13 protein-coding genes are annotated in these 13002 nt (G+C 72.2%); 9 read left to right on the top strand and 4 right to left on the bottom strand.

What is annotated here, in order from left to right; translation table 11 throughout:
* Positions 1–44: 44 nt before the first annotated feature.
* Together V7S47_RS00475 and V7S47_RS00470 are read left to right on the top strand one after the other, a co-directional pair.
* Complete coding sequence (locus V7S47_RS00475; RefSeq protein WP_336559783.1) at positions 45–398, top strand: hypothetical protein; 354 nt, start codon at positions 45–47, stop codon at positions 396–398.
* Between the two features lie 8 nt (positions 399–406).
* Positions 407–712 carry a hypothetical protein gene (locus V7S47_RS00470; protein ID WP_336559782.1) on the top strand — a complete coding sequence of 102 codons (306 nt, stop codon included), beginning with the start codon at positions 407–409 and terminating at the stop codon, positions 710–712.
* 47 nt (positions 713–759) lie between these two features.
* Here V7S47_RS00470 and V7S47_RS00465 read toward each other — a convergent pair whose 3' ends face one another.
* Positions 760–1869 carry an ABC transporter ATP-binding protein gene (locus V7S47_RS00465; protein ID WP_336559781.1) on the bottom strand — a complete coding sequence of 370 codons (1110 nt, stop codon included), beginning with the start codon at positions 1867–1869 and terminating at the stop codon, positions 760–762.
* A 274-nt stretch (positions 1870–2143) separates the two neighbouring features.
* Between V7S47_RS00465 and V7S47_RS00460 the strand changes: the two genes are divergently transcribed.
* The 7 genes from V7S47_RS00460 (at position 2144) to V7S47_RS00430 (ending at position 9945) form a co-directional block, all read left to right on the top strand.
* On the top strand, positions 2144–3445 hold the full coding sequence (locus tag V7S47_RS00460; protein WP_336559780.1) for an ABC transporter substrate-binding protein: 1302 nt from the start codon (positions 2144–2146) through the stop codon (positions 3443–3445).
* 99 nt (positions 3446–3544) lie between these two features.
* Positions 3545–4549, top strand: a complete 1005-nt coding sequence (locus V7S47_RS00455; RefSeq protein ID WP_336559779.1) for a carbohydrate ABC transporter permease — start codon at positions 3545–3547, stop codon at positions 4547–4549.
* Entirely contained in the window at positions 4546–5388 is an 843-nt protein-coding gene (locus tag V7S47_RS00450; RefSeq protein WP_336559778.1) for a carbohydrate ABC transporter permease, read from the top strand. Before V7S47_RS00455 ends, V7S47_RS00450 begins: the two co-directional genes overlap by 4 nt.
* Entirely contained in the window at positions 5385–6881 is a 1497-nt protein-coding gene (locus V7S47_RS00445; protein ID WP_336559777.1) for a GH1 family beta-glucosidase, read from the top strand. Before V7S47_RS00450 ends, V7S47_RS00445 begins: the two co-directional genes overlap by 4 nt.
* Positions 6882–6900: 19 nt before the next feature.
* Positions 6901–7935, top strand: coding sequence for a LacI family DNA-binding transcriptional regulator (locus V7S47_RS00440; protein WP_090860701.1), 1035 nt, complete (start codon positions 6901–6903; stop codon positions 7933–7935).
* A gap of 39 nt (positions 7936–7974) precedes the next feature.
* Positions 7975–8688: a FadR/GntR family transcriptional regulator gene (locus V7S47_RS00435; protein ID WP_336559776.1), complete on the top strand. Its 714-nt coding sequence runs from the start codon at positions 7975–7977 to the stop codon at positions 8686–8688.
* Between the two features lie 240 nt (positions 8689–8928).
* On the top strand, positions 8929–9945 hold the full coding sequence (locus tag V7S47_RS00430) for a TIGR03617 family F420-dependent LLM class oxidoreductase (protein ID WP_336559775.1): 1017 nt from the start codon (positions 8929–8931) through the stop codon (positions 9943–9945).
* 11 nt (positions 9946–9956) lie between these two features.
* Here the strand turns inward: V7S47_RS00430 and V7S47_RS00425 are convergent, their stop codons facing one another.
* From V7S47_RS00425 to V7S47_RS00415, 3 genes are all read right to left on the bottom strand, one after another.
* Positions 9957–10586: a hypothetical protein gene (locus V7S47_RS00425; RefSeq protein ID WP_336559774.1), complete on the bottom strand. Its 630-nt coding sequence runs from the start codon at positions 10584–10586 to the stop codon at positions 9957–9959.
* Between the two features lie 38 nt (positions 10587–10624).
* Positions 10625–11533, bottom strand: coding sequence for an LLM class flavin-dependent oxidoreductase (locus tag V7S47_RS00420; protein ID WP_336559773.1), 909 nt, complete (start codon positions 11531–11533; stop codon positions 10625–10627).
* A 140-nt stretch (positions 11534–11673) separates the two neighbouring features.
* On the bottom strand, positions 11674–12996 hold the full coding sequence (locus tag V7S47_RS00415) for an MFS transporter (protein ID WP_336559772.1): 1323 nt from the start codon (positions 12994–12996) through the stop codon (positions 11674–11676).
* Positions 12997–13002: the final 6 nt, after the last annotated feature.

Genomic DNA, 13002 nt, shown 5'->3' with positions numbered 1-13002 from the left:
CGCGAACTCGCGCCGACTCAGCGCATTTCTGGCAGGGTTCGGGCGTGGACGGGGACACCGAGCAGATCGTCATCGGAGTGGCGGACTACATCGTCATCTCGCTCTGGGTCGAGATCATCGCCGCCGCTGTCGTGCTGGTGGCCTGCCTGACCCTCGTACGCCGAGCCGCGCTGCCGAGCCTGATCGGAGCCGGCGGCGCACTCGTGGGCGGCGTCTCGACGGCTCTCGCGCTGGCGCTGCTGACCGGGACCTGGGTGGACCTCGACCTGATGCTCTCCGACTGGTTCTGGGAGGCGACGAACGCAGCGCGAGCCGTCGGCCTCGCCCTCGTCTGCGTGGCGCTGACGATCTTCCTCGTCCGGACGCAGCGGCGTCCGCGACCGATGTCCGAGTCGTAGGAGGCCGCATGACCGACGTGCCCCTGAGCTACGTCCTCGCCTGCCTCCTCGAGGTCGGCTCCGGCCTGCTCGTGACGCTGGCCTGCCTGACCGTCGTACGACGGGGTCCGGTGGCCTTCCTGGCCGGCCTGGCCGCACTCGTGGTCAGCGTGTCAGCCGGCCTGACCCTGGCCGGCTACGAGCGCCATGACTCCTTCTGGACGGAGGAGTGGTTCTGGGAGCTGACGACGTACGCCCGGGCGGTCGGCTTCGCCGTACTCGGGATCGTCCTGCTCCTCGCCCTCCTCCACTCCCGCCGCCCTGGGGAGAGCTAGGCCGAGTCGGCGCACATGTGCGCCGACTCGGCGAGTCTGTCCACAGATCAGGCGGTGAGGCGGGCGCCGGTGGCGGTGTCGAAGACGTGCACCTTCTCGGGGCTGGTGGTCAGGCGGACCACCTCGCCCTTGGCGAGCGGCAGCCGGGCGTCGATGCGGGCGACGATCTGCTGGAGCAGACCACCCTCCCCGGCGGCGTCGGGCGCGGGCTCGGCCGGGGTGGCGTAGAGGAAGGCGTCGGCGCCCAACTCCTCGACCACCGCGACCTTGACCGGGTACCCCTCCTCGCCCTCGGCGGCGATCCGCCAGGACTCCGGCCGTACGCCGAGGGTGATCGCGCCCGACGACTTCGCGGCCGCGGTCCGGTCGATCGGGATCGAGAAGCCGTCGACGACGGCCGAGCCGTCGCCGGCGCTCTTCGCGGCCAGCAGGTTCATGGCGGGCGAGCCGATGAAGCCCGCGACGAAGAGGTTCGCCGGCTTGTCGTAGAGCGCGAGCGGGGTGTCGACCTGCTGCAGGACGCCGTCCTTGAGCACCGCGACCCGGTCGCCCATGGTCATCGCCTCGACCTGGTCGTGGGTGACGTAGACCGTCGTGATCCCGAGCCGCTGCTGCAGCGCGGCGATCTGGGTGCGGGTCGAGACCCGGAGCTTGGCGTCGAGGTTCGACAGCGGCTCGTCCATGCAGAAGACCTGCGGCTGGCGAACGATCGCGCGGCCCATCGCGACCCGCTGCCGCTGACCACCCGAGAGGGCCTTCGGCTTGCGGTCGAGGTACTGCTCGAGGTCGAGCAGCCGGGCCGCCTCGGCGACCCGGGTCCGGCGCTCGTCCTTGCCCACGCCGGCCATCTTCAGCGCGAAGGCCATGTTCTCGGCGACGGTCATGTGGGGGTAGAGCGCGTAGTTCTGGAAGACCATCGCGATGTCGCGGTCCTTGGGCGGCAGGTCGGTCACGTCGCGATCCCCGATCAGGATCTGGCCCGCCGTCACCTCCTCCAGCCCGGCGAGCATCCGCAGCGAGGTGGACTTGCCGCAGCCGGACGGCCCGACCAGGACCATGAACTCCCCGTCGCCGATCTCGAGGTTCAGGTCGGACACCGCGGGGGTGTCGGAGCCGGGGTAGGTCCGCTCCGCGTTTCGGTAGGTCACAGAGGACATGACAGGTAGATCCCTTCACCGGCAGGCACGTGCCGGACGATCCGTCGTGAATGGGTCCCCGAACAGTACGACGCACGCTGGGCCGCCGTCTAGTGGAAGCGTTTCCACACTTTCTGCACCGGGGAGTGGGCGATTGCAGCGCAACCGTTGACAGGGAATGTGACCCATGTCATCGTTGCGCCGTCGATCCGTGGAAGCGCTCTCACACCTCCGCCCGACTCGGGACCTCCGATCGACGCCGTCATGCTGATCCGTGCAAGTCAGGAGTGTCACCGTGCGCAACACCATCACCCGACCGGTCCGCCGGTCCCTCGCAGGCGCCGCCATCGGCGTCCTCGTCATCGGACTGACCGCCGCGTGCGGCGGCGACAGCGACCCCAAGAAGTCCGCGGAGCAGGAGGACCTCGCCAAGGGCGACTCCATCTCCATCACCACGTTCGGCGAGTTCGGCTACGACGACCTCATCGAGCAGTGGAACTCCGAGAACCCCGACATCCAGGTCGAGCAGACCAAGGTCTCCAAGTGGGACGACTGGAAGGCCGAGGTCACGACCAGCCTCCAGGCCGGCGGCAAGGGTCTCCCCGACGTCGTCGCCGTCGAGGGCGACTACATGCCGGCCGTCGTGGCCGCACCGGACGTCTGGGTCGACCTCTCCTCGCCCGACGTCGAGGGCCGCTGGCTGGACTTCAAGTCCGCCGGCGCCACGACCGAGGACGGGCAGCTGCTCGGCTACGCCACCGACGCGGGCCCTGAGGCGATCTGCTACCGCAAGGACCTCTTCAAGGCGGCCGGCCTCCCCAGCGAGCGGGACGAGGTCGCCGCCGAGATGGGCACCTGGGACGACTACTTCGCCCTCGGCGAGGAGTTCAAGAAGGGCTCGGACGCCAACTTCTACGACGCCAGCGGCTCGATCGCCCAGGCGATGCTGAACCAGGTCGAGTTCCCCTTCGAGCAGGCCGACAACACCATCGACATCTCCTCCGACGAGCTGAAGAACGTCTGGGACACCGTCACCTCGCACACCGACCTCGGCAGCAAGGCCGTCCAGTGGAGCCCGGACTGGACCGCCGCGTTCCAGAAGCCCGGCATCGCCACCGTCGCCTGCCCCGGCTGGATGCGCAACAACATCAAGGAGAACACCGGTGACCCCGCTCCCGCGGGCGTCGAGTGGGACATCGCCGATGTGTTCCCGGGCGGCGGCGGCAACTGGGGCGGCTCCTACCTGACCGTCCCGAAGGTGTCGAAGCACCAGGCCGAAGCCAAGGAGTTCATCACCTGGCTCACCGCGCCCGAGCAGCAGGCCAAGGTCTTCGAGCTGACCGGCAACTTCCCCTCGCAGGTCGAGGCCCTGAAGTCCGAGGCCGTCCTCGCGGCGACCGACGACTACTTCGGCGGTGCCCCGGCCGGCGAGATCTTCTCCAACCGGGCCGCGGCCATCACCGTCCAGCCCTACCACGGCCCGCTCTACTCCGACGTCCTGCAGAAGTTCCAGGACGCCATCAACCGCGTCGACCAGGGCACCAAGCCCGCCGACTCGTGGAAGACCTTCGAGCAGGACGTCGCCTCGCTGCAGTGATCGCACTCCCGTGACCCCGCTCCAGTGATGGAGTGGAACGACCGTCGGGCCGCCCGAGCTCTCCCCGGGCGGCCCGACACCACCTGAGGAAGGGCGCCGATGCTCACCGATGAACGACCCGGCCGGGGCACCGCCCCCACCGACGAGGCCGGGAGTACGACGACCGCACCCCCGCCGCCCGACCGGCGGCTGCTGCGCCGGCAACGACTCTCGCGCTGGGACGTGCGGCTCTCGCCGTACCTCTACATCTCGCCCTTCTTCGTCCTCTTCGCGCTGGTCGGCCTGTTCCCGCTCCTCTACACCGGCTACCTGTCGGTGCACGACTGGGACAAGATCTACCGCCAGCGCGGCGAGTTCACCGGGTGGGAGAACTTCGACTTCGTCCTCCACGACCCGATCTTCCAGAAGGCGCTGGTCAACACCTTCAGCATCTTCCTGATGTCGTCGATCCCGCAGATCGTCATCGCCGTCAGCATCGCGGCGCTCCTCGACAACCAGCTCCGGGCCAGCACCTTCTGGCGGATGAGCGTGCTGCTGCCCTTCGTGGTGGCCCCGGCCGCCACCGCGCTCATCTTCGGCAGCTTCTTCGCCGACCAGTCCGGGCTGATCAACACCACGCTCCGCGAGATCGGGCTGGAGCCCATCCGCTGGCACGTCGACCGGCTGTGGAGCCACGTCGCGATCTCGAGCATGGTCAACTGGCGCTGGACCGGCTACAACACGCTGATCTTCCTGGCCGCCATGCAGGCGGTGCCGCGCGACCTCTACGAGTCGGCGGCGATCGACGGGGCAGGCCGGGTGCGCCAGTTCTTCTCGGTCACCCTGCCGATGATCCGCCCGACGATGATCTTCATCATCGTCACCAGCACCATCGGCGGTCTGCAGATCTTCACCGAGCCCCGGCTCTTCGACGACTCGATCAGCCGCGAGGGCGGGGCCGACCACCAGTACATGACGGTGGCGCTCTACATCTACGACCGCGGCATCGTCGACGGCTTCTACGGCCGGGCCTCGGCCGCCGCGTGGATCCTCTTCCTGATCATCGTCGGGATCGCGCTGCTCAACTTCGCCCTCACCCGCTACGTCACCAGGAGGGCGTCATGACCAAGCAGAGCAAGCTCGTCCACCGGCCCGGCTGGGTGGTCTACGGCCTCCTGGCGGCCTTCGTCATCGGCTCGGCACTGCCGCTCTACTGGTCGTTCGTCATCGGCTCGCACACCAAGGCCGAGGCCCGCGAGGTGCCGCCGCCGCTGCTGCCGGGCGGGCACTTCCTCGACAACGCGCGCCGGGTGTTCGACACCATCGACTTCTGGCAGGCGATGGCCAACAGCATCATCGTCTCGACCGCCTGCGCCGCGTCCGTCGTGTTCTTCGCGACGCTCGCCGGCTACAGCTTCGCCAAGCTGCGCTTCCGCGGCAGCAACGCGCTGATGGGCTTCGTGGTGCTGACCATGGCCGTCCCGACCCAGCTGGCGATCGTGCCGCTGTTCATCATCGTCACCGACTACGGGCTGTACGACACCCTGGCCGCCGTCGCGCTGCCGACCCTGGTCACGGCGTTCGGCGTCTTCTTCATGCGGCAGTACCTCCTCGACGCCATCCCCGGCGAGCTCATCGAGGCCGCCCGCGTGGACGGCGCCTCGATGATCCGCACCTTCTGGACCGTCGCCGTCCCGGCCGCGCGCCCGGCGATGGCCATCCTGTTCCTCTTCACCTTCATGACCGTGTGGACCGACTACATGTGGCCGCTGGTCGCCCTGAAGGACAACCAGACCCTCCAGGTGGCGCTCGACCAGCTGGCCATCGCCGGCCAGGGCCAGACCACCGACTACGCGCTCGTCCTCTGCGGCACCGGGCTCGCCACGATCCCGCTGCTGATCCTGTTCGTCGTCTCCGGCCGCCAGCTCGTGGCCGGCATCATGCAAGGAGCGGTCAAGGGATGACCTCCCCCACCACCACCATCACGCCCGACACCACCGGGCAGCTGGTCTTCCCCCGCGACTTCCTCTGGGGCGCCGCCACCGCGGCGTACCAGATCGAGGGCGCCGTGGCCGAGGACGGCCGGACCCCGTCGATCTGGGACACCTTCTCCCGCGTGCCCGGGGCCGTGCTCGGCGGCGACACCGGCGACGTGGCCTGCGAGCACTACCGGCGCTACCCCGAGGACGTCGCGCTGATGTCCTCGCTGAACCTCAACGCCTACCGGTTCTCGACCGCCTGGCCGCGGGTCCGCCCCGACGGCGGCGCTCCCAACCAAGCCGGCCTCGACTTCTACGCGCGGCTGACCGACGAGCTCCTCGGCCGCGGGATCACCCCGTGGATCACGCTCTACCACTGGGACCTGCCCGAGACCCTCGAGCGGGCGGGCGGCTGGACCAACCGCGACACGGCGTACCGCTTCGCCGACTACGCCCTCTCCCTGTACGACGCCCTCGGCGACCGGGTCCCCTACTGGACCACGATGAACGAGCCCTGGTGCTCGGCGTTCCTCGGCTACACCGGCGGGCAGCACGCGCCGGGTCGCCAGGAGGGCGTCGCCGGGGTGGTCGCCGCGCACCACCTGATGCTCGGGCACGGGCTGGTCGTCGACGAGCTGCGCCGCCGCGGCTCGCAGGCCCAGCTCGGGATCACGCTGAACCTCACCGTCGCCGACCCCTACGACCCGACCGAGCCCGCCGACGTCGACGCCGCGCGCCGCGTGGACGGCTTCTTCAACCGGGTGTTCCTCGAGCCGATCTTCCACGGCCGCTACGCCGACGACCTAGCCGGCGATACCGCGGGCCTGACGTTCAACGGCCGGCCGTGGCAGGACGTCGTCCGCGACGGCGACCTCGAGCTGATCAGCACGCCGATCGACGTCCTCGGCGTGAACTACTACCACGGCGACGCCGCCAGTGGCCGCCCGATCGGCGACCCCACCGAGGTGCTCGGGTCCCGTATCGAGCACCCGTCGCGGCCGGTGACCTCGCCGTACCCGGGCGGGACCGACATCAGCTTCCCGCGGCGCGGACTGCCGGTCACCGGGATGGACTGGGAGGTGCAGCCCGAGGGGCTGACGCGCCTGCTCGTCCGGCTCCGCGACGAGTACGACGTCCCGCCGGTCTACATCACCGAGAACGGCGCGGCGTACGACGACGAGGTCGGCCCGGACGGGACCGTCGACGATCCCGGCCGACTCGAGTTCATCGACGCGCACCTGCGGGCGACGCACGCCGCGATCGAGCAGGGCGTCGACGTGCGCGGCTACTTCGCGTGGTCGCTGCTCGACAACTACGAGTGGGCCTACGGCTACGGGCAGCGCTTCGGGATCGTGCACGTCGACTACGACACGCAGGTGCGCACCCCGAAGGCCAGCGCCCGGTTCTACGCCGAGGCCGCCCGCACCGGACGGCTGCCCGGACGGCTGCCTGGACACACGCCCGGGACGACCCCGTGAGGTCGGTAGCGTGGCGCGCGTGAGCACCCGCAACGGCCTCGGTCCCGGGGGTTCGCCGACCCTCGACGAGGTCGCGCGGCTGGCCGGGGTGTCCCGGGCGACCGCCTCGCGAGCCATCAACGGCGGCAACCGGGTCAGCGCCACGGCCCAGGCCGCGGTCGACGCCGCGGTCCGCACGCTGGGCTACACGCCCAACCCGGCGGCGCGCAGCCTGGTGACGCGGCGGACCGACTCGGTGGCGCTCGTCGTACCCGAGCCGGACGAGCGGGTCTTCACGGACCCGTTCTTCGCCCACACCCTGCGCGGCGCGACCCGGGTGCTCGCGGAGCGCGACGTCCAGCTGGTGCTGCTCCTCGCCCGGCCCGGCGAGGAGGAGCAGCGGATGCTGCGCTACCTCCGCAACCGCCACATCGATGGCGCCCTGGTGGTCTCCCACCACCAGAGCGACAGCCTGGCCGACCACCTGGCCGCCCTCGACCTGCCGTGCGCCTTCGTCGGCCGGCCGTGGACCAGCGCCGACAAGGTGGCCTACGTCGACACCGACAACGTCGCCGGTGGCCGCGAGGCCACCCAGGCGCTGGTCGAGCGCGGCTGCCGCCGGATCGGCACCGTCGCCGGCCCGGCCGACATGACCGCCAGCGTGGACCGGCTCGACGGCTGGTACGCCGCGATGCGGCAGGCCGGGCTCGCCGACGACGCGGTCATCCACGGTGACTTCACCGAGTCCGGCGGCGAGCGCTCGGCGGCCGAGCTGCTGGCCCGGCACCCCGACCTCGACGGCATCGTGGTGGCCTCCGACCTGATGGCGGCCGGCACGCTCAAGACGCTGGCCGCCCTGGGTCGCCGGGTCCCCGACGACGTCGCCGTCATCGGGTACGACGACCTCGGCGTGCACGAGCGCACCAACCCGCCGCTGACGACGATGCGCAACCCGATCCGCGAGATGGCCGAGCAGGCGACCCGGCTGCTGCTGGAGCAGGTCGACGGCGAGCGACCGGCGGCCGCCATGCGGGTGATCTTCCCGCCGTCGCTGGTGCGTCGGGAGACCGCCTGAGTGGCCCCACCCCGGCCGATCGATGAATATGATCCGCCCATGTCGACGACCCGCCCGCAGAAGACCGCGCTCCTCGTGGCGCAGCGGATCGTGGCCGACATCAACCGGCGCGGCAACACCGTGGGCGACCGGCTGCCGCCCGAACGGGTGATGCTCGAGGAGTACGAGGTGGGCCGGGGCACGTTGCGCGAGTCGCTGCGCTTCCTGGAGCTGCAGGGCGTCATCGCGCTCAAGCCGGGCCCGGGCGGGGGCCCGGTCGTCCGGCGACCCGACCCCACGGCGCTCGCGACCTCGCTGACCCTGCTCCTGCAGTTCGACCAGGCTCCGCTCCGCAGCGTCGCCGAGGCCCGGGCGGGCCTGGAGCCGGCGCTGGCGCGGCTGGCGGCCGAGCAGATGACGGAGGTCCAGCTCGCCGAGCTCCGCGCCGTCGCCGAGAGCCCGGAGCACCTCGACGACCCGCGCGGCTTCCTGGAGCAGGACCGGAACTTCCACGACCTCGTCGCCCGCGGCTCGGGCAACCCCGTGCTCGCCCACCTCTCGGCCGCCCTGCTGCTCCTCGATCGCCCGGCCGGGGGCACGGAGACCGCCGCGCGGCGCTCCACCGCCCGCCGGGCCCACCTGCGCATCGTCGAGGCGATCGCGTCCCGTGACGCCGGGGAGACCGGGACCGCGATGGCCGACCACCTCGCGCAGGACCTGCGGCACGCCGAGGAGGCGCAGCTCGCGGCCCCGGTCGTGTGGGAGAGCCCGTAGCGTCCCGTCTCGCAACCCCCGCCGGGCGACGACGGCGTTCGGGTGCGGGGGTTTCGAGACGGTTGCTGCGCAACCTCCTCAACCACCGGGCCGGGCGGCGACCACCGGCGGTTGAGCAGCGAGGCCGCGCTGGCGGGCGAGCGTGTCGCTGCGCGACCTCCTCAACCACCGGGGCCGGCGGCGGCCGACTGAGCGGGACGCCGGCGGCGACCGTCGTACCGCTGGGTGAGGATCGGCGGCATGCTCCTCGACGTCCAGCTCGACGCCCGTCCGGACCTCGCCGCGGAGCGGGCCCGCGAGCTGGTCGCCGCGGGCGTCGACGGGCTGTTCACCTTCGAGGGCCCGCACGACGTCTTCCTGCCGCTGGCCGCGGCGGCCGGGACGGTCGAGACCGACCTGATGACCAACGTCGCGATCGCCATGCCCCGCTCCCCCATGCACCTCGCCCACACCGCCTGGGACCTGCAGCTGATGTCGCGGGGGCGGTTCCGGCTCGGCCTCGGCTCGCAGATCCGCCCCCACATCGAGAAGCGGTACGGCGCCACCTGGTCGCCGCCCGCCGCCCGGATGAAGGAGATCGTGGCCGCCGTGAAGGCGATCCTGGCCTCGTGGCAGGACGGCACCCGGCTCGACTTCGTCGGCGAGCACACCCGGCACACGCTGATGCCGCCGACGTTCGTCCCCGGCCCGAACCCGTACGGCGCTCCCCCGGTGCTGCTCGGCGCCCTCGGCCCGGTGATGACCCGGACCGCGGCCGAGGTGGCCGACGGTCTGCTGGTGATGCCGTTCCACAGCGTCCGGCACCTCGCCGAGCGCACCCTGCCCGCCGTCCAGGAGGGCCTGGAGCGGGCCGGCCGCGAGTCGATCGCGATCTTCCCGCAGGCCATCCTGGCCATGGGCCGCACGCCCGACGAGCTGGCCGCCGCCAGCCTCGGCGTGCGCGGGCTGCTGGCCTTCTACGGCTCCACGCCGGCCTACCGCCCGGTCCTCGACGTCGAGGGCTGGGGCGACCTGCAGCCGGAGCTGAACGCCCTGTCCAAGCAGGGCGACGTCGCCGCGATGATGGCGCTGGTCAGCGACGAGATGATCGACACCATCGCCGTGCGCGGCACCCCCGAGGAGTGCGCGGCCGAGCTCGGCCGACGCTTCGGCGCGGTCGCCGAGCGGGTCTGCTGCTACTTCCCCGGGTACGACGCGCCCCTGGACCAGGTCGGCGCACTCGCTGCGGCCCTGCGGCCAGAGGGTGCTCGCGAGTAGTACGGGGTCCCTCAGCGCAGCCGCAGCGCCGGCGCCGGGTTGGCGGAACGGATCCCGATCCCGGCGAAGGCCAGCCCGAAGACCAGGATCGACCACTTGGAGACCGCGTTCGGGAGCAGCGCCCCGAGCGGCAGCGTCAGCACGTGCAGCAGCATGAGCAGCGGGATCCAGCGGGGCACCGAGCCGGCGCGCAGCAGGGCCACGCCGAGGAGCAGCTCGCCGAGGTAGAACGCCACGATCCAGCCGTAGAGGAAGACCAGCAGGCCGGCCTCCTCAGTGACGGCGTCGATGCTCTTGTCCCGGATCGCGTCGGTGACCACCAGGGCGCGCAGGAAGACCAGCAGCATCGCGTAGCCCGCGATGCCGATGAACCCGACGGCCAGGGCGACCACGGCGGACATCCCGACGTACCGCCCCGGGCCGGGGACCAGCACCAGGACCGACGGCAGCCCGAGGATCAGCATCGCGGCGGCCAGGAAGTAGATCGCGGAGACGGCGAGCCAGCGGTTGTCGTTCTCGCGGACCAACTGGAGCGTCTCGGAGCCGCCGGACCCGGTCGGGGTCAGCAGCGAGGCGAGGGCGAGGGCCATCGCCCCGGTGGCGAGCAGGGCCGCCGACGCAGGCACCCAGTCGTTGCGCATCCGCACACCGTAGGGGTCGGCGGACCGGTGCCGAGGACTTATCCCGAGGTTTTCGCCACGGCGTCCGCGACCCGTCGTACCTGCTCGACGGCGGAGCCGGTCGGGATCAGCTGGACCTCGTCGGCGCCGAGGTCCTCGAAGCGGCGCAGCAGCGCCACCAGCTCGGGCACGGTGCCGGCGAAGCCCGTGGTCGGGGCCATCGCATCGACCAGGCTCGCGGGCAGCCAGCTCATGTAGTGGCGCAGGTGCCGGTGCACCTGCGCTCGGGCCTGGCCGCCGGTGGTCTCCTCGAGCGCGAACCAGAACGACGTGGCCAGCCGCGGGGCCGGCCGTCCCGCCTCGGCCCAGGACGCACGGGCCAGGTCGAAGAGCGTCCCGACGGCGTCCGTGGACAGGTCGAGGGTGACGCCGGCGAGTCCGTCGGCCCAGCCGGCGGCGTACCGGACCGTCCGCGGACCCATCGTCCCGACCAGCAGCTCGGGTCCGCCCTCCTGGACCGGGGGCGGCCCGACCGGCCCGACGTCGTCGCCGACGCGCTCGCCCTTCCACACCCGCCTCATCACCGCGGCCCGGTCGCCGAGCTCACGCATCCGCTGCGTGGTGGGGTCCGCGCCGACGGCGAGGTAGTCCTCGACCCGGCCCCCGACCCCGAGGCCGACGCTGAGCCGGCCCCCGCTCAGCCGGTCGCCGGTGGCGAGCGACTTGGCCAGCAGCACCGGGTCGTGCAGCTGCGGCACCACCACGGTGGTCGTGATCCGCACCCGCGACGTCCAGGCCGCGACCGCGCCCAGCAGGGTCAGCGTCTCGGGGTTGTCGAAGGCCATCCGCTCGCCGAAGCACACCGACGAGAACGGCCCCTCGTCGGTGGCCCGAGCCCACGCCTCCAGCGTCCCCGGCTCGGCCCAGAGGTCGGGCTCCATCACGGGCAGCGTCATCCCCACCTGCATGCGCGTCACTCTGACCGAGTCCGGCTTCCCTCGCCCCCGACCCCGTCTCGGTCACCGGGACCCGCCGGTGGTTGAGCAGGTTGCGCCAGCAACCGTGTCGAAACCCCCGCACCCGACCACCCACAGCGAGTGACCCACCCTCAGACCACCTCAGCCACCCGCCGCAGCTCCGGCGCGAGCGCCACCAGCCCCAGCACCGGCAGCACCGCCAGCACCGCGAGCGCCCAGGACACCCCGATCACGTCGCCCGCTCCACCGACCACGGCCGACCCGACCGAACCGCCGGTCATGAACACGAGCGTGGCGATGCCGAGCGCGACGCCGCGGACGTCGACGTGCACGGCCGACCCGACCGCGGCGCCCAGCGACGGCTGGCCGAGCCCGAAGGCCACGGTCACCAGCAGCACCCCGACGCCGAGCACCGGGGCGGAGTCGATGCCGGCGCCCAGGCCGGCGACCAGCAGCGCGACCGACGCGGCCACCCCGGAGATCGCCAGCGACACCGAGGGGCCGACCCGGTCCAGCAGCGGGCCGGCCACCCGCGGGACGAACAGCGCCACCGCCGCGCTGGGGACCAGCAGCAGGCCCACCTGCCAGGCCTCCCAGCCGTCGTGCACCAGCACCGCCGGCACCGCGATCAGCTGTCCGAACCAGGCCGCGGGCACCGCCGCCGCGGCCAGCGCGCTGCGCACCACCGTCGGGTTGCCGATCACCGCGATCGGCAGGAACCCGTCGTGCGGACGCTGCCGCACCCGCAGCGCCACCAGCGGCGCCCCGAGCACCAGCAGCAGCACCCCGGCGAGCGCGACCACCAGGCCGGTCGACGGCGACTGCACCAGCAGCACCAGTCCGGACGCGGTCAGCGCGACCAGGACCGCGCCGAGGATGTCGAGGCTGGCCCCGGTGCCGTCGCCGACGAGCGCCTTCCACAGCAGCGGGACGACCAGCACGCCGAGGACCGGCAGCGCCATCACGGCCCGCCAGCCGAAGGCGTGCTCGACGATCCCGCCGAGCAGCGGACCGAGGCAGGACACGGCGGCCGCGGTGCCGGCCAGCCGGCCGAGGGCGAGCCCGCGCACCGCGCCGTCGTACCGCGCGCTGACGATGGCCACGCCCAGGGTCGGGACGGCCGCGGCACCGGCGCCCTGGAAGAGCCGGGCCACCAGCAGCACGCCGTACGACGGCGCGGCGGCCGCGACCAGCGCGCCCGCGGTCATCAGCCCGATCCCGACCAGCAGCGGCAGCTTCACGCCGACCAGGTCGGAGACCCGGCCGTAGACCGCGGTCGTGACCGCGAGCATCAGTGCGTAGAGGCTGATCGTCCAGGTCGCCTGCCCGACCCCGATGTCGAAGTGGTCGCCGATCATCGGCAGCGCGATCGCGGCGGACGCCGAGCCCATGCCGGCGAGGCCGAAGAGGAGGCCCAGGAGGACAGAGATGCGTCTGGAGTCGTCCGAGGCCATGTCCGG

The sequence above is a fragment of the Nocardioides sp. CCNWLW216 genome, from assembly GCF_037120545.1.
GTDB classification, from domain to species: domain Bacteria; phylum Actinomycetota; class Actinomycetes; order Propionibacteriales; family Nocardioidaceae; genus Nocardioides; species Nocardioides lianchengensis.
The sequence above is the reverse complement of the archived record's forward strand: the minus strand, read 5'-3'. Positions and strand labels throughout refer to the sequence as shown.